At 77.9% G+C, this 18,915-nt stretch carries 17 protein-coding genes and 2 tRNA genes; 5 read left to right on the forward strand and 14 right to left on the reverse strand.

The window, feature by feature from the left end:
- Window positions 1-14: 14 nt before the first annotated feature.
- A complete protein-coding gene (locus tag ACI79L_RS04525; protein ID WP_456935779.1) occupies window positions 15-1,628 on the forward strand; it encodes a VWA domain-containing protein in 1,614 nt (537 codons plus the stop codon).
- Here the strand turns inward: ACI79L_RS04525 and ACI79L_RS04530 are convergent.
- The 9 genes from ACI79L_RS04530 to ACI79L_RS04570 all read right to left on the reverse strand — a co-directional run bounded on the left by ACI79L_RS04530 (window position 1,619) and on the right by ACI79L_RS04570 (window position 10,897).
- Window positions 1,619-2,569 (reverse strand): glycosyltransferase family 9 protein, encoded by a 951-nt coding sequence (locus tag ACI79L_RS04530; RefSeq protein WP_456935624.1) that lies wholly within the window; start codon window positions 2,567-2,569, stop codon window positions 1,619-1,621. The two genes, ACI79L_RS04525 and ACI79L_RS04530, sit on opposite strands and share 10 nt — an antisense overlap.
- An 8-nt stretch (window positions 2,570-2,577) precedes the next feature.
- A complete protein-coding gene (gene rfaE2, locus ACI79L_RS04535; protein WP_456935625.1) occupies window positions 2,578-3,945 on the reverse strand; it encodes a D-glycero-beta-D-manno-heptose 1-phosphate adenylyltransferase in 1,368 nt (455 codons plus the stop codon).
- Entirely contained in the window at window positions 3,942-4,622 is a 681-nt protein-coding gene (locus ACI79L_RS04540) for a D-sedoheptulose-7-phosphate isomerase (protein WP_456935626.1), read from the reverse strand. Before ACI79L_RS04540 ends, rfaE2 begins: the two co-directional genes overlap by 4 nt.
- A gap of 17 nt (window positions 4,623-4,639) precedes the next feature.
- Window positions 4,640-5,884, reverse strand: coding sequence for a glycosyltransferase (locus ACI79L_RS04545; protein WP_456935627.1), 1,245 nt, complete (start codon window positions 5,882-5,884; stop codon window positions 4,640-4,642).
- Window positions 5,881-6,861, reverse strand: a complete 981-nt coding sequence (locus ACI79L_RS04550) for a glycosyltransferase (protein ID WP_456935628.1) — start codon at window positions 6,859-6,861, stop codon at window positions 5,881-5,883. Before ACI79L_RS04550 ends, ACI79L_RS04545 begins: the two co-directional genes overlap by 4 nt.
- Window positions 6,858-7,868 (reverse strand): glycosyltransferase family 9 protein, encoded by a 1,011-nt coding sequence (locus tag ACI79L_RS04555; RefSeq protein WP_456935629.1) that lies wholly within the window; start codon window positions 7,866-7,868, stop codon window positions 6,858-6,860. Before ACI79L_RS04555 ends, ACI79L_RS04550 begins: the two co-directional genes overlap by 4 nt.
- On the reverse strand, window positions 7,865-9,355 hold the full coding sequence (locus ACI79L_RS04560; protein WP_456935630.1) for an HAD-IIIA family hydrolase: 1,491 nt from the start codon (window positions 9,353-9,355) through the stop codon (window positions 7,865-7,867). Before ACI79L_RS04560 ends, ACI79L_RS04555 begins: the two co-directional genes overlap by 4 nt.
- 101 nt (window positions 9,356-9,456) lie before the next feature.
- Complete coding sequence (locus ACI79L_RS04565; protein WP_456935631.1) at window positions 9,457-9,954, reverse strand: MarR family winged helix-turn-helix transcriptional regulator; 498 nt, start codon at window positions 9,952-9,954, stop codon at window positions 9,457-9,459.
- A 25-nt stretch (window positions 9,955-9,979) separates the two neighbouring features.
- Window positions 9,980-10,897 carry a hypothetical protein gene (locus ACI79L_RS04570; protein WP_456935632.1) on the reverse strand — a complete coding sequence of 306 codons (918 nt, stop codon included), beginning with the start codon at window positions 10,895-10,897 and terminating at the stop codon, window positions 9,980-9,982.
- 264 nt (window positions 10,898-11,161) lie between these two features.
- On the opposite strand from ACI79L_RS04570, the gene ACI79L_RS04575 reads away from it, so the two are divergent.
- The 3 genes from ACI79L_RS04575 to ACI79L_RS04585 all read left to right on the forward strand — a co-directional run bounded on the left by ACI79L_RS04575 (window position 11,162) and on the right by ACI79L_RS04585 (window position 14,825).
- Window positions 11,162-12,478 (forward strand): alpha-hydroxy-acid oxidizing protein, encoded by a 1,317-nt coding sequence (locus ACI79L_RS04575; protein WP_456935633.1) that lies wholly within the window; start codon window positions 11,162-11,164, stop codon window positions 12,476-12,478.
- Between the two features lie 80 nt (window positions 12,479-12,558).
- On the forward strand, window positions 12,559-13,983 hold the full coding sequence (locus ACI79L_RS04580) for an amino acid permease (protein WP_456935634.1): 1,425 nt from the start codon (window positions 12,559-12,561) through the stop codon (window positions 13,981-13,983).
- The gene (locus tag ACI79L_RS04585) at window positions 13,980-14,825 is read left to right on the forward strand and encodes a universal stress protein (RefSeq protein ID WP_456935635.1); all 846 of its coding nucleotides are present in this window, start codon (window positions 13,980-13,982) and stop codon (window positions 14,823-14,825) included. Before ACI79L_RS04580 ends, ACI79L_RS04585 begins: the two co-directional genes overlap by 4 nt.
- Window positions 14,826-14,946: 121 nt before the next feature.
- Here the strand turns inward: ACI79L_RS04585 and ACI79L_RS04590 are convergent, their stop codons facing one another.
- Window positions 14,947-15,687 carry a MerR family transcriptional regulator gene (locus ACI79L_RS04590; protein ID WP_456935636.1) on the reverse strand — a complete coding sequence of 247 codons (741 nt, stop codon included), beginning with the start codon at window positions 15,685-15,687 and terminating at the stop codon, window positions 14,947-14,949.
- A gap of 63 nt (window positions 15,688-15,750) precedes the next feature.
- On the opposite strand from ACI79L_RS04590, the gene ACI79L_RS04595 reads away from it, so the two are divergent.
- Window positions 15,751-16,218 carry a DUF6194 family protein gene (locus ACI79L_RS04595; RefSeq protein ID WP_456935637.1) on the forward strand — a complete coding sequence of 156 codons (468 nt, stop codon included), beginning with the start codon at window positions 15,751-15,753 and terminating at the stop codon, window positions 16,216-16,218.
- A gap of 62 nt (window positions 16,219-16,280) precedes the next feature.
- Here the strand turns inward: ACI79L_RS04595 and ACI79L_RS04600 are convergent.
- The 4 genes from ACI79L_RS04600 to ACI79L_RS04615 form a co-directional block, all read right to left on the reverse strand.
- Window positions 16,281-16,353, reverse strand: a tRNA-Arg gene (locus ACI79L_RS04600).
- Between the two features lie 100 nt (window positions 16,354-16,453).
- On the reverse strand, window positions 16,454-17,566 hold the full coding sequence (locus ACI79L_RS04605) for a carboxylate-amine ligase (protein WP_456935638.1): 1,113 nt from the start codon (window positions 17,564-17,566) through the stop codon (window positions 16,454-16,456).
- Between the two features lie 140 nt (window positions 17,567-17,706).
- Window positions 17,707-18,546 (reverse strand): class II glutamine amidotransferase, encoded by an 840-nt coding sequence (locus ACI79L_RS04610; RefSeq protein ID WP_456935639.1) that lies wholly within the window; start codon window positions 18,544-18,546, stop codon window positions 17,707-17,709.
- A gap of 204 nt (window positions 18,547-18,750) precedes the next feature.
- Window positions 18,751-18,839 (reverse strand) — tRNA-Ser (locus ACI79L_RS04615).
- Between the last annotated feature and the right edge of the window lie 76 nt (window positions 18,840-18,915).

Here is an 18,915-nt window from a genome sequence, read left to right on the forward strand (position 1 = left end):
CCGACACCAGTTCCATGCGCCGTGTGCAGCGCCCCGCACCCGTCGCGTTGGTGGTGGCCCTGGTCGTGGTGGCCCTCGTCGCCGGCGGCGTGGTGTGGTGGCTGGCCGGCTCGGGCAGCAGCGACGGGTGCGACACCACCCGCACCGTCCGGGTGACCGTCGCCCCCGAGCTCGGCGACGTCGCCCAGGACCTCCTCGCCGAGCCCCAGGACCTCGGCGGCGGCGCGTGCGCGGCGGCCGAGGTCACCGCCCAGGAGCCGCTGCAGACCGTCGGCGACCTCTCCGCCCTCGAGGGCTCCGCGCTGCCCCAGGTCTGGGTGCCCGACAGCTCGCTGTGGGCCGTGCGGGCCGGCGACGCGCCGCTGGACCCGTCCGGCTCCATGGCCACCTCGCCGGTCGTGCTGGGCACCAGCCGGGCCGCCGCCGACGAGCTCGGCTGGAGCGCGCAGGCGCCGCAGTGGAGCCAGGCGCTGTCCGGCGCCCGCCCGGTCGCCGTCCCGGACCTCGCCGCCAGCGCCGAGGGCGTCGCCGCGCTGGCCGCCGTCCGCTCGTCCCTCGGCGGCGGGGACGCCGCGGACAACGCCGTCGTCCAGGCGGTCCTGGCCGCCCGCCGCGGGCCGGCCGTCAGCCCCGCCGACGCCCTGGCCGCGGCGCGGTCCGGCGACCCCGAGTCGCCGCTGGTCCCGGTGAGCGAGCAGGAGGTCATCAGCGTCAACCGCGGCGCCGAGGACCCGCAGCTGGTCGCGGTCTACCCGGCCGAGGGCTCGCCCGAGCTGGACTACCCGGTGCTGCGGGTCGGCTCCCCCGGCGACGACGACCGCGCCGCCGTGGACGCCGTCGTCCGGGCGCTGACGTCGGAGGCCGCGCGCACCGCCGTCCTCGCCGCCGGCTTCCGCGACGCGGACGGGACCGCGCCGACCGACCCCGGCCCCGGCGTGCAGGAGCAGGCGCCCGAGGTGCTGCCGGTCGACGCCGAGCAGGTGCAGGGCCTGCTGGCCGAGCTCGCCCGGCTCGCCGCGCCGTCGCGGCTGCTCACCGTCATCGACGTGTCCCAGTCGATGGAGGCCCCGGCCGGCGACGGCACCCGCGCCACGCTCGCCCGGGACGCCGCCAAGAGCGCGCTGACCCTCATCCCCGGCACCTCGTCGATCGGGCTGTGGGTGTTCGCCTTCCAGCTGCAGGGCGAGCAGGACTGGGTGGAGCTCGCGCCCATCCGCACCCTCGACGAGGAGGTCGACGGCGGCACGCAGCGCGACGCGCTCGACGAGCAGCTCGACACCCTCCCCGGGCGGCTGACCCCCGGCGGCACCGGCCTGTTCGACACCGCGCTGGCCGCGGTCCGCGCCGCGCGGGACCAGTACGACCCCAACGCGGTGAGCAGCGTCGTCCTGGTCACCGACGGCACCAACGAGGACTCGTCGGGCATCGCGCTGGACCAGCTGGTGCAGACGCTGCAGGACGAGGCCGACCCGCAGCGGCCGGTCAAGGTCATCGGCGTCGCGCTCGGCCCGGACGCCGACGTCGCGGCGCTCGAGCAGATCGCGCAGGCCACCGGCGGCGCCGCCTACTCCGCCGTCGACCCCAACGACCTGCAGGGCGTCCTCTTCGACGCGCTGCGTCAGAGGTAGGGGCCGAGCCGCTCCAGCGCGGCGGTGACCTCGCCGACGGTGATCCGCGCGAGGTCCGGGTCCAGCGCGGTGCCCCAGGGGTCGCCGGTGCCGTCGCCGTGCCAGAGCACGACGTGCTGCGGTCGCGGCGGCGGTCCCCACAGCGCCGGGGACACCGGGCCGAACAGCACCACCGACGGCCGGCGGTAGGCGGTGGCCAGGTGCGCGACGCCGGTGTCGCCGCTGACCACCACCCGCGCCGCGGCGACCGTGGCGGCGAGCTCCAGGGTGGAGGTGCGCCCGGCGAGCACCGCGTCGTCGGACAGCCCGGCCCCGCGCGCCACGGCGCAGGCCAGCTCGCGCTCGGCCGGGCCGCCGGTGATCCGCACGTCGTGCCCGGCGTCGGCGAGCCACCGCGCGACCGCGGCGAACCGCTCGGGGGGCCAGCGCCGGCCGGGGAACGCCGCGCCCGGGTGCACCAGCGCGGCGCCCCTCAGCGCGGGGGGCACGGCCGGGACGGCGAGGTCGAGCGCGTCGGGGTCGGCCTCGACGCCGAGACCCTCCGACACCAGCCGGCACCAGCGGCGCACCTCGTGCTCGTGGGGGTACCAGGTGGGGCCGGGGTAGCCGGGGCTGGCGAAGGTCAGCAGCCGCCCGGGGTGCAGGTCCGCGACGACGACGTGCGAGGCCGGCCCCTTGCCGTGCAGGTCGACGGCGAGCTCCGGCGGCGGCCCGGACCAGTCCAGCGGCTCGAGCTCGCGGGCGGGCAGCACCTCGTCGACGGCGTCCACCAGCCCGGCCAGCGGCGCGAGCGCGGACGTCGTCGCCAGGACCAGCCGGTGGTCCGGCACGGCCGCCCGCACGGCGCGGATCGCCGGGACGCCGGTGAGCAGGTCCCCGAGCCCCAGCGGCCGCAGCACGACCGCGACCGGCCGCCCGTCGGGGGCGGCGGAAATGGCCATTTCTGCCGCTAGACCCGGGAGCGCTCGACCAGGGCGGTGGTCGAGTGGCCGTCCAGGTAGGGCAGGACGACGGCCTGGCCGCCCCACCGCCGCAGCACCGCGGCCTCGGGCAGGTCGGCGCCGGCGTAGTCGCCGCCCTTGGCCCACACGTCGGGCCGCAGCCGGTCGAGCACCTCGGCGGGGGTGTCCTCGTCGAACACCACGACGGCGTCGACGAACGCCAGCGCCTCGAGCACCCGCGCGCGGTCCGCGGCGGTGACCAGCGGCCGGGAGGGGCCCTTGAGCCGGCGCACCGAGTCGTCGGAGTTGATGCACACGACCAGGCAGTCGCCGAGCCCGCGGGCGGCGCGCAGCGTGGCCACGTGCCCGGCGTGCAGCAGGTCGAAGCAGCCGCCGGTGGCCACCACGGTGCCGCCGGTGGCGCGCACGCGGGCGAGCAGGGCGGACACGCCGTCCTCGGCGGCCACGTTGGGCTCCGGCACCGCGGCGGCGTCCCACGCCGAGGCCCCGCCCGCGGCGACGAACCGGCCGGCGAACGCGACCGCCGCGGCCACCGCCTCCCCGGTCACCGCGCCGTCGGCGAGGGCCAGCGCCGCGGCGGCGGCGAAGGAGTCGCCGGCGCCGCACGGGTCGCCGCCGGTCACCGGCACGGCGGGTACCACCATCGGTGCGCCCTCGCCGTAGGACAGCAGCGCGCCGCGGGCGCCGAGGGTCACCACGACCGCGCCCACGCCCCAGTGCCGGATCAGCGCCTCGGCCCGCGCCCCGACGGCGGCCAGGCCGTCGCCGTCGGCGGGCACGTCGGCGGCCACGCGGGCGGCCTCGGAGCCGTTGGGCGTCACCAGCCGGACCGAGGGCACCGGGTCGGCGCCCCGGGGGTGCGGGTCCCAGACGACCGGCCCGCCGGCCTCGGCCAGCAGCGCCCGGACGGCGGGGTCGGCGGTGGTGCCGCGGCCGTAGTCGGCGACCAGCACCGCGGCGGCGTCGCGGACGGCCGCGCGCGCCTCCTCGGGCAGCTCGCCGAGGGTGACGCTGGGCGCGCCGCTGTCCAGGCGCACGACGGAGTGGTCGCCCACGCGCACCCGCCGCTTGACCGCGGTGCCGCCGGTGGCCGGGACGGCGACCAGCCGCACCCGCCCGGCCAGCAGCGCGCGCAGCCGGGCCGCGCCGTCGTCGTCGGCGAGCGGGGCGACCAGCACGACCTCGCGGTTCGTGGCCTGGGCGGCGACCACCGCGGCCAGCGCCGCGCCACCGGGGCGCTCGCGGGTCTCCAGGTCCTCGACCACCGGCACCGGCGCGTCGGGCGTGAGCCGCGACGCGGTGCCGACCAGGTCGACGTCGAGCAGCGCGTCGCCGACGACCACCAGCGGCTTCACCGGGCCACCCCGAGCCGGGTCTGCGGGACGCGGGCGGGCTCGGCCAGCACCGCGGCGTCGAAGGCGGCGCACAGCAGGTGCAGCGCGACCAGGTGGCACTCCTGCACGGTCGCCGTCCACGGGGAGTCGATGCAGACCGCCTCGTCCGACGCCGCGGCCAGCGGGTTCGGCGCGGGGCCGGTGATCGACAGGACGGTGATGCCGCACTCGCGGGCCCGGCGGGCGGCGGCGACGGCGTTCGGGCTGCGGCCGGAGGTGGACAGCAGCACCAGGACGTCGCCGGCGCGGCCGTGCGCCTCGACCTGGCGGGCGAACAGCTCGTCGGCCGGGTAGTCGTTGGCGATCGCGGTGAGCGAGGAGGTCTCCGCGGTCAGGCAGATCGCCGAGAACGGCGGCCGGTCGGCGCGGTAGCGGCCCACCAGCTCGGCGGTGAGGTGCTGCGCCTGCGCGGCGCTCCCCCCGTTGCCGGCCGCCAGCAGCCGCCCGCGGGACTCCCCGCACAGCACGTCGGCCAGCAGCCGGCCCCAGCGGTCGAGGGTGTCGACCGAGGCGTCGAGGCTGCGCATCGCCGCGTGCAGCGACGCGACGTGGTCGCGGCCGGTGAGGTGCGTGCAGGAGTCGGGCGAGACGACCCCGCCGGCAGTGCTCTCGTGGGCATGGTGGGGGGCGACGCTCATCGAGCCTCCAGGGGCGCTCATCGGACGGCCTCGACGGGACGCCGGGTGGACAGGACCTGCCGGTAGACGGCCTCGGTGTCGGCGGCCACGCGGGCCCACCGGTAGCGGGCGCGGGCCCGCCGGACGCCGGCCGCGCCGTAGGCGGCGCGCCGGGCGTCGTCGGCCAGCAGCGCGGCGAGCACCTCGCCGAGCCGGGCCGGGTCGCGGGGCGGCACGAGGTCGCCGGTGACGCCGTCGGCGACGGAGTCCTGCAGCCCGCCGACGGCGGTCGCGACCACCGGGCGGCCGCAGGCCATCGCCTCGAGCGGGGTGATGCCGAACGGCTCGTACCAGGGCACGGCCAGGACGACGTCGGCCGAGCGCACCCAGGCGGGCACGTCGGCGCGGGCGACCGACCCGGCGAAGCACACGCGGTCGGCCACGCCGACCTCCGCGGCGACGGCGCGCAGCCGGCGGACCTCGGGGTCGGCGTCGACCGCGCCGGCCGGCGGTCCGCCGACGACGACCAGCTCGGCGTCCGGGACGGCGGCCAGCGCGCGGACGGCGTCCTCCTGGCCCTTGCGCTCCACCAGCCGGCCGAGCACCAGCAGCCGCGGCCGGCCCGAGCGGGGTGCCACCGGGCCGCGCGGGGTGAACACGGCGGTGTCGACGCCGCACGGGACGATCGACACGCGGTCGCGGGACAGGCCCAGCCGGCGCAGCTCGAACACCTCGTCGCTGCAGGTGGCCACCACGTGGTCGACCGTCGCGCACAGGTCCCGCTCGAGCTCGATCCGCCCGGCCGGGGAGGTGTCGGCGCCGCCCTGGTGGCGGCGCTTGACCGAGCCGAGGGCGTGGAAGGTCTGCAGCACCGGCACCGGCGTGAGCAGGCTGCCGGCGGCCTCGACGGCGGCCAGCCCGCTCATCCAGAAGTGGGCGTGCACGACGTCCGGCGGCCGCACCGCCCACCGGGCGCGCAGCGCGGCGGCCAGCGCCGGCATGTGGCCGAGCAGGTCGTCCTTGGGCAGCGCCTCGGCCGGCCCCGCGGTGAGGTGGCTGACCGCGTAGCCGTCGGCGGTGCGCACCTCGTCGGGCAGGTCGGGGTCGTCGCGGCGGGTGTGCACGGTGACCTCGTGGCCGCGCGCGGCCAGGCCCGCGGCCAGCGCGGCGACGTGCACGTTCTGGCCGCCGGCGTCCACGCCGCCGATGGCCGCCAGCGGCGAGGCGTGCTCGCTGACCAGGTCGATGCGCAGCGGTGCGCCGGTACCCCGGTGCGTCCTCATCGGGTGACCTCCTCGAGCAGGGTGTCCCAGTCGGAGAGGAACCGGGGAAGCCCGTACCGGTCCAGCGCGGCGGCGCGCGCCGCCTTGCCGGCCAGCCGGGCGGCGTCCTCGTCGTGCAGGTAGGTGCGGACCGCGTCCCACAGCACCTCGGGCCGGGTGGACAGCACGCCGGCGCCCTGCGGCACCGCCTCCACCACCTCGGTGGCCGCCAGCGCGACCACCGGCATGCCCAGGTGCATCGCCTCGAGCAGGGAGAGCCCGAGGGAGGTCCAGCGGACGGGGTGCACGTAAACCCGGCGGCGGGCCAGCTCGGTGTGCATCGCCGCCTGCGGCGGGTCGTCGTGCAGGGCGACCCGGTCCGGGTCGAGCCCGTACCGCTCGTGCAGCCCGGCCAGGCCCATCCCGAAGACGTCGACCGGCGCGGCGGCGGCGAGCCCGGGCAGCAGGTCGGCGCCGACCGTGCGGCCGCGGCGCACCGGCTCGTTGGTGACGACGGCGGCACGGGCCAGCTCGCCGGTCCAGCGCTCGCCGGGGTCGACGATGCCGTGCTCGATCACCGTCGTCGGGGCGCGGCCGTTGTCGTAGAAGAGCCGGTTGAAGTGGGTGACGTGCGCGATCGGGACGTCGTCGCGGTCGGCCAGCGGGTGCCGGGTGTACGGCACCGGCGCGGCGCCCTCCTCCAGGCCCGGGGCGTTGTGCTCGAGGAACACCGCCGGCAGGTCCCGGCCGGGCTCGCGGCCCAGCCACTCGCGGACCAGCTCCAGGTCCCGCACGCGCTGCAGCACGACGACGTCGACGTGCTCGTCGCGCAGCTGCTCCGGCGTCACCTCGCGGGCCGACGCCGGCCAGTCCCAGGTGCGCGCGCGGCCGAGCCCGTCGGGCCCCCGGTCGGGGGTGACGGGGACCAGGTACTCGTGCGGGCCCTGGACGAACGCCGTCGTCCAGGAGCCGTGCACGTGCCAGACCAGGACCCTCATGCGGCGATCACCTTCTCGACGGCGGCGACGACGTCGGCGGCGCTCACCGACGAGAGGCAGGGGTGGCCGGGCACCGGGCACACGCGGGCCCGGGTGTCGCGGCAGGGCGCGTCCTGGTCGCCGAGCAGCACGGTCGGGACCCCGTAGGGCGCCCACCGGACCGCCGGGACGACCGGGCTGAACAGCGAGACGACCGCCGTGCCGACGGCGGCGGCCAGGTGCGCGGGGCCGGTGTTGCCGACGACGACGGCCGCGGCGCCGTCGAGCAGCGCGGCCATCTCCGGCAGGCTGGTGGCCCCGCCCAGGTCGGTCCCGCGGGTGCCGGCGACCGCGGCGGTGAGTGCCCGCTCCCCCGGCCCGCCGGTGACCAGCACCCGGTGGCCGGCGTCGGCGAGCGCCTCGACGGCCTCGGCGCAGCGCTCCGCGGGCCAGGCGCGGGCGGGCACCGAGGCGCCGGGGTGCAGCACCACGTAGCCGGGCTCGTGACCGGTGCGCGGCAGCGGGCGGCGCACCGCGAGCCGGCCGTCGTCGCCGTCGGGCAGGGCGAAGCCGGCCGCGCGGGCCAGCGACAGCGCCCGCTCGGGCTCGGGCAGGTCGTCGTCGACCCGGTGCCGGACGTCGAGCAGGGAGCCCGGGTAGTCGACGCTGGTCGCGGAGATCCGCGCGACGCCGGCGGTGCGCAGCAGCAGCGCCAGCGGCAGCGGGGACTGGTGGAACGAGGTGCTGACCACCGCCGCGTCGGGCGCCAGCGCACGCACCCGCTCGGTGAGCGCGGCGAGGTCGGCGGCGTCGACCGGCGGCGGGTCGCCGAGGATCCACGGGCAGGCCCAGGTCCAGACCTCGTCGACGCCGGGCAGCAGCGCGGCTGCCTCGGCGCCGGCCGGGCCGGCGAGGAACACCACCCGCTCGGCGGCCGCGGCCACGGCGCGGACCAGCGGCCCCTGCAGCAGGACGTCGCCGGCGTTGTCCAGCCGGGCGACGAGGACGGTGCCCCGGCGGGGCGTCACCACCGGCCGGCCAGGACGTCGTCGACCGCGGCGGTCAGCGTGGCGGCCACCCGCGGCGCGGCGTCGACTTCCTGCCGGCGGGTGACCGGCGTGGGCACCAGGACCCCGCTCGCGCCGGCGGCCGCGGCGGCCCCGACGTCGGCGCCGATGTCCCCGATCACGACGGTCCGCGCCGGGTCGACGTCGACCTCGGCGCACGCCGCCTTGACCATCCCCGGTGCGGGCTTGCGGCAGTCGCAGCCGTCCTCGGGGCCGTGCGGGCAGACCTGCAGCGTGTCGAACGGCCCGAGCAGCTCGGCCAGCCGCGCCATGCAGGCGTCCACCTGGTCGCGGGTGACGATCCCGCGGGCCACGCCGGACTGGTTGCTCACCACCCCGACCCGGACCCCGCGGGCGCGCAGGGCGTCCAGCGCCTCGCGGGCGCCGTCGACCGGGCGGACCCAGTCGGGGTCGCCGTTGTAGGGGAAGTCGTGCACCAGCGTGCCGTCGCGGTCGAACAGCACCAGGTCGGGCAGCCCGCGCCACGGGGTCACGCGGCGGTGCCGCACCGCGCCGCGCAGGAAGTGCCAGGTGGCCAGCGGCGGGATGGCCGCGCTGGTCAGCGCCATGGTGGTCACCTCGGCCCGGTCGCGCGGGCCGGGCGCGATGCGGGCCCAGGCGAACTCGGCGGTGCCGGCGGCCCAGGCCAGCGCCGCGGCCGCGGCGGCGCGGGGACGGCGGGCGGCGGCCAGGCCGAGCGCGGCGAGGCCGGCGGCGGTGACGGCGAGGTGCCGCGGCCGGCGGCCGACCGCGGCGTCGGCGCGCTGCCGCCAGGTCGGGCCGTGCAGCCGGCGCATGAGGACGTCGTCGGCGTTGCCCGCCTGCACGCGCACGCTCACCCACCGGTCGGTGGGCCGGACCGGGTGGGTGATCCAGCGCTGCCCGCGCACCAGCCGGCTGCCGGTGTCCATGACCCGCAGCGCCAGGTCGGAGTCCTCGCGGAAGGCGCGGGGGAAGCGCTCGTCGAACCCGCCGACGGCGGCCAGCGCGGCGCGGCGGTAGGCGAGGTCGGCGGTGATCCAGGAGCTGGTGGCCAGGCCCGCGGTGCCGCGCTCCCAGTCGGTGGGCCGGCGGTCCTCCGGCAGCGGCACCCGCACCCGGCCCTGGCTGCCGGCGACGTCGGCGGGGAGGTCGGCGAGGTCCTGCGCCAGCCGCTCGTACCAGTCGGGGTCGGGGACGACGTCGTCGTCGAGGAAGGCGATCCACCCGGTGCGGGCGGTGCGCCAGCCGAGGTTGCGCGCGCGGGCCGGCCCGCCGCCGCCGGTGCGGACGACGCGGACCGGCGGGAGGCCGGGCCGGTCGACCGCCAGGGAGGACCCGGCGGGGCGGTCGTCGACGACGACCAGCTCGGCCGGGCGGGGGCCGGGCATGGCGGCCAGGGCGTCGAGCAGCACGTCGAGCGACGGCCGGCCGATGGTCGGCACGACGACGGTGCAGCTCACGGACATGATCGCGCCCTGCCCGGGCGCGATGGCCCGCAAACACTACGGGCTTGAAGTTCCCGAGCACGGGAATCCACTGGGGCGGGCGTCGGAGGGGAAACCGCTGTTCAGCGGCGGATGCGGGTGGCCGCGGAGACCCGGGCGAGCGCGTCGGTGACGACGGCGGCGTCGTCACCCAGGAGGGTGAGCAGGTGCGCGACGAGCTCGTCGTGGGTGGCCGCGGCGGCGCGGACCCGCTCACGACCGGCGTCGGTGAGCCGCGCGTGCAGCAGCCGCCGGTCCCCCGGCCGCCGCTCGCGCACGACCAGGCCCTGCTCCACCAGCCGGCCGACGGTGCTGGTGACCCCGGCGCGGGACAGCCCGAGGGCCTCGGCGACCTCGCCCATCGTGGCGCGCTCGCCGGGCGCCTCGGCGATCCGCCGCAGCGCCTCGAAGCCGGTGAGGGACAGGTCGTGCTCGCGGTGCAGCGCGGAGTCGACCCGGTGGGTGATCCGGTCGTGCACCTGCACGATCCGCAGCCAGGTCTCCGCGGCCCCCGGTGCGGTCCCGGCGAGTGCCGCGGGGTCGGCCGGGATCCCGGTCGTCAGCACGTCGTCGGGGCGCATCACCCCATCGTCGCCCAGGTCCGCCTCAAGCGCTCCCGGTCGGGTCCGCGGGGTGCCGCCGGCCCGCGGCCAGCACCAGCCCGGTGGCGGTCGTGACCAGCGCCAGGCCGGCCGCCACGAGGGGCAGCGGCAGCGGGTCGGGGTCGACCGGCCCCTGCGCCGCGGCGACGCGCAGGTCCACCGCGGCGGTGCGCGCGCTGTCGGCGCCGACCACCTCGAGCGTCGTCGGCCCGGGGACGCCGCCCGCGGGGATGCGGACGACCACCTCCGCCGTGCCGTCCGGGCCGGCCGCCGCGGTCCCGAGGACGGTGCCGTCGGCGCCGCTGACGGTGACCTCCTCCCCCGCGCCGAAGCCCGCCGCGCTCAGCACGACCTCGCCGCCGGCCGCCACCTGGTCGGCCGAGGCCGACACCGAGGCGTGGGCCGGCGCGCCGTCGGCGGGGGCGCCGGGCGCGGGCTCGGGGACGGGCAGGCCGGGCACCGGCATGGGCACGGCCTCGTCCGCGGGCACGCCGGGCTCCGGGACGGGGGTCGGCATCGGGGCCGCGGGGAGCTCCGGGGGCGACGGCGCGGTGATCGCCGCACAGTCCTCCTCGGCCGGGCGGGTGAAGGAGAACCCGTCGAGCTCGTCGGTGTACGCCGTCCCCGAGCCGTCGAGCGCGGTGTACTCCAGCCGGCTGTCGACCGTCTCCCCCCAGTCGACGTCGCCGGTCCGCAGCACCACGGTCTCGCCGGGCGCGAGCTCGGCGGAGTCCTCGCCGTCCGGGCTGCGCGTGGTGGCCAGCGTGACCGCGTAGGCCACCGTCCCCGCCGTCACCTCGACCGCGACCCCGCCGGGGCGGCAGCTCGGCCCGTGGGTGACGCGGGCGTCGGGCCGGGCCGGGTCGTCGGCGGCCAGCGCGGGGCCGGCCAGCGCCACCCAGCCGGCCAGCAGGCCGGACACGGCGAACAGGAGAGCGGGCCCCGTCGGCACGACGGGGCGGGGCGTGCGCCTCGGCACGGACCCGACCGGCACGTTTCCCCCTCGAGCGGTCGTGCACGCCGCGGCACCGGTGGTCCCGGCGGCGGCGCTCCCCCATGATGCGGTCCGTGAGCGTCCGTTGACGACGGGTCGACGGCGCGTCGCGACGAACGGCCCGGCGTGTCGTCGCGGCGGGTGGCGCGAGGGGCGGGCGGGGCCGGTGAGCCGGGTCACTACGGTGACCCCGTGGACTCAGCAGCCGGGACCGGTCGCCGCCGTCAGAACGAGGTCTACCGCGCCGGGGTGTACGGGCGCACGCCGCTGGTGCCCACCACCGCGCGGCCGCTGCAGCGCCGGGCCCGGCAGCGGCTGACCGCCCGCGCCTACGCCTACGTGGCCGGCGGCGCCGGGGAGGAGGCCACCCAGCGGGCCAACCGCGCCGCGTTCGACCGGTGGGCCGTCGTCCCCCGGGTGCTGCGCGACGTGAGCGCCCGGGACACCTCGGTCGAGCTGTTCGGCCGGCGGCTGCCCGCCCCGCTGCTGCTCGGCCCGGTCGGCGCGCTGGAGCTGGTGCACCGGGAGGCCGACCTCGCCGTCGCCCGGGCCGCCGCGTCGCTGGGCGTGCCGTTCGTCTTCTCCAACCAGGCGTCGGTGCCGATGGAGACCTGCGCGCGGGCCATGGGCGACGCGCCGCGCTGGTTCCAGCTGTACTGGTCCACCTCCGACGAGCTGGTGGAGAGCCTGGTCGGGCGCGCCGAGACGGCCGGCTGCGAGGCGCTGGTGGTCACGCTCGACACCACGATGCTCGGCTGGCGCCCCCGCGACCTGGACCTCGGCCACCTGCCGTTCGCGCTGGGCAAGGGCATCGCGCAGTACACCTCCGACCCGGTGTTCCGGGGGCTGGTGGAGCGGCGCGTGGCCGAGGCCGGGGACGCCGCGCCCGCCCAGGCCGGGGAGGCCGCCGGCCGGGACCGCCAGCCGCGCCCGACCCTGGCCGCGGTCCTGGCGATGGTCGGCATGGCCCGCGCCTGGCCGGGGCCGCTGCGGGAGAACCTGCGCTCGCCGCTGCCGCGGGCCGCCGTCGAGACCTTCCAGGCCATCTACTCGCGGCCCTCGATCACCTGGGCCGACCTCGCGTGGCTGCGCGCCCGCACCCGGCTGCCGATCCTGCTCAAGGGGATCCTGCACCCCGACGACGCCCGGCGGGCGCTGGACGAGGGCGTCGACGGCGTCGTGGTGAGCACGCACGGGGGCCGGCAGGTCGACCGCTCGATCTCCGCGCTGGACGCACTGCCCGACGTCGTCGCGGCGGTCGGCGACCGCGCTCCGGTGCTGCTGGACAGCGGCATCCGCAGCGGCGCGGACGCGTTCGTCGCCGTCGCCCTGGGCGCGCGGGCGGTGCTGCTCGGCCGGCCCTACGCCTGGGGCCTGAGCCTGGCCGGGGAGGCCGGCGTGCGCCAGGTCGTCTCCGACGTCCTCGGCGAGTTCGACCTGACCCTCGGCCTCACCGGCCACACCTCGGTCGCCGAGCTGGGTCCGGAGGTGCTCCGCCGGGTGGGGTGAGGACCTGTGTGGCAGAAATGGCCATTTCTGCCGCAGGGGCGCACGGTGGGCGCGGTCGACCCGCCGCCGAGGAGGTCCGCGTGAGTGCTGCCACCGTGCGCTCCCAGCTGTTCCGCCGGAAGCCGGTCGCGCTCATGGTCGAGGAGACCGGCGCCGCCGAGCCCGAGGGCGGGGCGCTGGCCCGCCGCCTCGGCGTCGGCCAGCTCATGGGGCTGGGCATCGGCGCCACCATCGGCACCGGGATCTTCTTCGTGATGAGCACGGCGGTGCCCGAGGCCGGCCCCGCCGTCGTCGTCTCGTTCGTGCTGGCGGCGGTCACCGCCGGGTTCACCGCGCTCTGCTACGCGGAGCTCGCCTCCACCATCCCGGTCGCCGGCTCGTCGTACTCCTACGCGTACGCCACGCTCGGCGAGGTCGTCGCCTACGTCGTCGGCTGGTGCCTGGTCCTGGAGTACGCGGTCAGCTCGGCGGCGGTGTCGGTGGGCTGGAGCGAGTACCTCAACGAGCTGCTCGACGACCTGCTGGGCGTGCGCGTCCCCGAGTCGCTGTCGTTCGCGCCCGGCGCAGGCGGCGCGGTCAACCTGCCGGCGATCGTGCTGGTGACGCTGTGCGCGCTGCTGCTGGTCCGCGGGGCGAGCGAGTCCGCGCGGGCCAACGCGGTCATGGTCGTGCTCAAGGTCTGCGTCCTGCTGTTCTTCGCCGCGGTCGCCTTCACCGCCTTCGACGCCGGCAACCTCACGCCGTTCGCCCCGCTCGGGGTGGCCGGGGTCAGCGTCGCGGCGTCGTCGATCTTCTTCAGCTTCATCGGCCTGGACGCCGTCTCCACCGCCGGCGAGGAGGTGCGCGACCCGCGCCGGACGCTGCCGCGGGCGATCGTCGGCGCGCTGGTCGTGGTGACGGCGGTGTACCTGCTGGTCGCGCTCGCCGCGGTCGGCGCGCAGGCGGCGGGCGCGTTCGAGGGGCAGGAGGCCGGCCTCGCGGTGATCCTCGAGGACGTCACCGGGTCGCGCTGGCCCGCGATCGTCCTGGCCGCCGGGGCGGTGGTCTCGATCTTCTCGGTGACGCTGGTGACCATGTACGGCCAGACGCGGATCCTGTTCGCGATGAGCCGGGACGGCATGGTCCCGTCGCTGTTCAGCCGGGTCGACCGCCACACGCTGACCCCGGTGCGCGGCACGGTCGCCGTCGCGCTGTTCGTCGGCCTGCTGGCCGGGTTCGTCCCGCTGGACTTCCTCGTCGACCTCACCAGCATGGGCACTCTCGTCGCCTTCACCGTCGTGTCGATCGGGGTGGTCGTGCTGCGCCGCACCCAGCCGGACCTGCCGCGCGGCTTCCGGGTGCCCGGCTTCCCGGTGGTGCCGGTGCTGTCGGTGGCCTTCTGCCTCTACCTGATCTGGGGGCTGCCCGGGATCACCTGGGCGCTGTTCGCCGGCTGGCTGGCGGTCGCCGCGGTCGTCTACGTCACCTACGCCCGCACCCACTCGGCGCTGCGGACGCCCCGGTGACCCTCGTCGTCGGCCACGCCGCCGAACTGGAGGACCGCGACGAGGCCCACCTGCGCCTGGCCGCGACGCTCGCCCGCACCGGCGGGGACGACGTCGTGGTCGCCACCGTGACCGCCCGGGGCTTCTTCGACCCCCGCGTGGACCGCGAGTACCGGACGTGGGTCACCGAACTCGTGCGCTCCCGCCAGGGCCGGGCCGCGCACGACCTGCGGGAGGCCGGCGTGGCCGAGGTGCGGACGGTCGCGGTCGAGGCGACCTCCGTGCCGGCCGGGCTGGTCTCCGTGGTGGAGCAGGTCGGCGGGACACTGCTGGTCCTCGGCCGGGAGGGCCCGGTGCCCGAGCACCTGCTGCGCTCCTCGCCCGTGCCGCTGGCGCTGGCCGCGCGGGCGGGCGCGCCGGGACGGCGGGTGACCCGGCTGAGCTGCGCGTGGGCCGGCACCGACCGCTCCCGCGCCGCGCTCGCCTGGGCGCAGCGGACCGCGGCCGCCTGGGACGTGCCGCTGCGCCTGCTCACCTTCGCGCCCGAGCGCGATCCGATGCTGCCCTCGGAGACCGGCCTGCACGTCGAGCGGGAGGTGAGCTCCGCGTGGGCCGTGCAGGCGCGGGAGGAGCTGGACCGGGTGGCCGCCGGCCTGCCCGGCCCGCCGCAGACGGCGGTGGCGCGCGGCGCGGGGTGGCCCGGTGCGGTGTCCGCCGCGGGGTGGTCCGACGGCGACCTGCTGGTCGTGGGCTCGTCCCGGCTGGGCCCGCTGGCGCGGGTGTTCCTCGGCTCGACGGCGACCCGCATCGTGCGCGCCGCACCGGTCCCGGTGGTCGTCGTCCCGCGGGGCACGGAGGGCTGAGGGACACGCCCGGGCGGGGTTGACGGCCCGTGTGACCGGGCTCACAGTGGACGTGGGCGGGGGCAGCCGGCAATCGAGTGGCCACCGACAGCTCGGTGGACCGACCAACGCGGCCAGACCGTCAGGACCGGCCCCCCGCCCCTCGACCTCCTCCCCCGGCTCCCGTGCCGAGCAGCGCGGCGAGCGCGGCGGTCCCCTCGAACAGCGCCCGGGACCGGGCGTCGACGTCGGCGTCCCGGGCGGCCAGCGCGGCGAGGACGTCGTCGTGCCGGCCCGCCTGGCGGAACCGCGGCACCAGCTCGCGCAGCGGGCCGATGCGGTACCCCGCCCGGCGCAGCTGGTGGACGATCCGGGCGTCCCGGACGTCGGCCGGCGAGTAGCGGCGGGCCTCGCCGGCCCCCCGCCGCGGGCTGACCAGCCCCTCGGCGTCCCAGTGCCGCAGGGTCGGCGGGCGCACGCCCAGGGCCGCGGCGAGCTCGGCGACGCCCATCGCGTCCGAGGGCCGCACGTCCCGGATCGGCTCGCCGGCGATCAGCTCCGCGGCCTCGCGGGCGAGGGCCAGGTCGCGCCGCTCGGTGTCGAGCCGGGCGTGGGCGGCGTCGAGGAGGCGGAGCAGCCCCGGCGGGTCCCGGTGGGCGGCGCGGACCAGCTCCTTCGCGTGGGCCGGCCCGACGGCGGCGGCGAGCGCGCGGTGGGCCAGCGCCGCGCGGACGTGCTCCTCGGTGAAGGTGCGGTACCCCGACGCGGTGCGCCCGACCGGGGGCAGCACGCCCTCGGCCTCGAGGTCGCGCACGTGCTGCACCGAGCACCCGGCCCGCCGGGCGACGTCGACCGTGCGCAGGCCCGGCTGGAGACTCCGCACCGGTTCCTCCTCGTCCCCTCGGGCCCGACCCTCCACGAGCACCTGAATGCCACGCTCGAAGGCGTGGGCATCGACGAGATCATCGAGCACGTCACCGCGCTGGGCGGCGTCCTGGTGCTGCGGCCGGGGCCCGGCGACGGCTCGCCGGAGGCGGCCTGGGGCGACGTCTTCCTCTACTGGGCGCCCGACGGCGTCGTGCCGCGGACCCTGCCGTTCGCGACGGTCGTGACGAAGGACCAGCCCGGCGACCGGTCCTCGCGGCTGGACCGGCCCGGGACGTTCCGGGTGAACGTCGGCATGGGGCGGGCGGAGTTCACCGCGCTCGTCGGGCGGGCGCCGCGGGAGCCGGCCGGCGACGACGAGCCCGCCCCGGACGAGGCTGACACCGTGCTGGCGCACCCCGTCTACGGCGGGCTCGGCTGGGTCTGCGTGGTCGACCCGGGGCCGCGGACGGCGGCGACGGTGCGCGACCTGCTGACCCGGGCGCATGCGCGGGCCCGGGCGCGGACCGAGCGGCGCGCGCGGGCGTGAGGAACACCACGGCCCCGCTCCTGTGTCAGGAGCGGGGCCGTGGCGGTGTCTCAACCAAGACGTGCACCCGAAGGGATTCGAACCCCTAACCTTCTGATCCGTAGTCAGATGCTCTATCCGTTGAGCTACGGGTGCGGCACCGCGCGAGCGGCACGGAACGAGTGTAGCGGGTGCCGTCGGACCGCCGTCGGGGGCCTGCCCGGCGCCCACCCCGACGCCCCTCCGGTCCGCCGGCTCAGTCGACCGGGGTCCGGGGAGCAGGGGGCTCGTACCCGACCGGCTCACCCGCCAGGGTCGCCGCGGCGAGGGACGGCACGAGAGCCCCCGGTCCCACCCGCCGGCGCAGGGCCCGCTGCCGGGCAGCGCCCGAGCGCGCGGCGAGGCGCGCCTCCAGCAGCCGGCGCACCAGGACGGTGTCCCCGGCCTCCTCGAGTGCCGGCCCGACGTGCTCGAGCAGGCCGGGCAGCACGTCACGCCCGGGCGTCCACCGCCCGCTGGCGGGGTCCAGGAGCAGCCCGCCGAGCCCGCGCCGCGCGGCGGCGACGACCGAGGCCGCCACCGTCGCATCCGGTAGCTGCGGCGGCGGGCGGCCGGCGACCGCGTCCTGCAGGGCGGTGACCACGAGCGCACGGCAGAGGCCGGCGAGCAGCACGGCCTCGGCGACGGTGAGCGCGGCGTCGGCGACCCGGATCTCGACGGTCGGGTAGCGCGGTGAGAGCCGGGCGAACCAGTAGACGCTGGCCGGGTCGAGCGCGTCCCCGGCGGTGATCCGCTCGGCGACCGCCGCGTCCCACGCCGCCGCGTCCAGCAGCCGCGGGGCCAGCGTGGCCGTCGGCCAGGCCCGCAGGACGGCGTGCCGGTAGCTGGCCCAGCCGGTGTCCCGGCCGCGCCAGAACGGTGAGTTGGCCCCGAGCGCCAGCAGCACCGGCAGCCACCCGTGCACCCGCTGGACCACCGCCACCCCGAGGTCCCGGGACGGCACGCCCACGTGCACGTGCGTCGCGCAGGTGACGTCCTCCCCCGCCGGGCTCCACCGGTCCAGCATCAGCCGGTACCGCGCCGAGGCCGTGACCGCGGCGCGCCCGGGCACGCCGGAGGGCGGGGTGCCGCTGGCCACCAGGTGGACGCCGTACCCACCGGCCGCCTCGGCCACGACGCGCCGGGTGCCGGCGAGGTCTGCCGCGACGTCGCGCAGGTCCGTCCGCGTCTGCGAGGTGCTCTCGATCTGGAACTGCATGAGCTCGGCCTGGAGGCGCACCTCACGGGGCAGGGAGTGCAGCAGCTCGGGCGCCAGGGAGGCGGCCGTGCCGTCCGGTCGCAGGAGGAAGAACTCCTCCTCGACGCCCATGGTCGTCGCCGCCGCTCCGGGGATCCCCGCGGCGCTCGCACTTCCGGTCGGCGGGGTGACCGGCACCGGGGAGGACGTCACCGGGACCACTGCCGCGCCGGCCGGCACCGCGTCATGCGCGCTCCTCGCAGGGTCCGGGCTCAGGCCATCGCCGGGACGGCGGCGGTGAAGGGGAGGACCTCCTGCCGGCCGCCGCGCACGACCACGCAGCTGGACTCGGGGACCTCGTGCCAGGCGCCGCGGAGGTCTCCCAGCGGCTCGGACACGATGAGCCGGGCGTCGTCGGTCACCCGGCGCAGCAGCGGGTTGTCCGGGTACTGGGCCCGCAGCGTCGAGACGTCGGTGCTGGTGAACAGCGACCGCGACCGCCCCTCGGTCGAGTACCGGAAGGCCCACAGGGTCTCGCCGTCGGTGGTGATCACGGTCATCTGGACCGGGAAGTCGATCCCGTGCCGCCGGCCGACCTCCTCGATGAGCCCCACGGCCTCGGCCACCGCGGCGGGCGGGTCCTCCTGGAGGCCGAAGGTGAGGGCGAGGTGGAAGAACAGCTCCGAGTCCGTGGAGCCCTCGATCCCGGCGAACAGCTCCGGGGCGACGGCCAGGGCCAGGTCGCGCCGGACCCGGGGGAAGTCGGCCAGGGCGCCATTGTGCGCCCACAGCCAGTTGCCGTGGCGGAACGGGTGGCAGTTGGTCTGCTGGACCGCCGTCCCCGTCGAGGCCCGGATGTGGGCGACGACGAGAGGGGCCTCCACGTGCGCGGCCAGCTCCTGCAGGTTGCGGTCGTTCCAGGCCGGATCCGTGCTCCGGAACAGCCCGGGCCGCGGCCGGCCGTCGTACCAGCCCACGCCGAAGCCGTCGCCGTTGGTCGTCTCGACCCCGAGCCGTGAGTGCAGGCTCTGCACGACCAGCGAGTTCGCCGGCCGGTAGAGCAGGTCCTCGAGCAGGACCGGGTTCCCCGAGTAGGCGAGCCAGCGGCACATGGCGCCATGAGAGCTCCCGCGGCGGCGCCGCGCCTCCCCCGCCGGGGATGAGGCGCCGGGCGGCGCCGGCGGCGGCCGTCCCGGTGGCACGACCCGGGAGGGCCGGCGGGGAAGCAGAAGCGCCCGGTCGGGGACCGGGCGCTGCGCTGAGCACGGGATCCGCGGCCGAAGGGCCACGCATGCGTGCTGTGCAGTTGTCGTGAGCGGAGGCTCCGGGATTTGAACCCGGGATGGGGATTAACCCAAACCGCATTAGCAGTGCGGCGCCATAGACCGGACTAGGCGAAGCCTCCCGGGGTCCGAGTCCCCCCGGAACCACCGGCCAAGAGACTACCAGCGGCCTCCGGGGCCCTCCCAGCCCGGGGGGGG

Source organism: Geodermatophilus sp. SYSU D00684 (genome assembly GCF_054050455.1).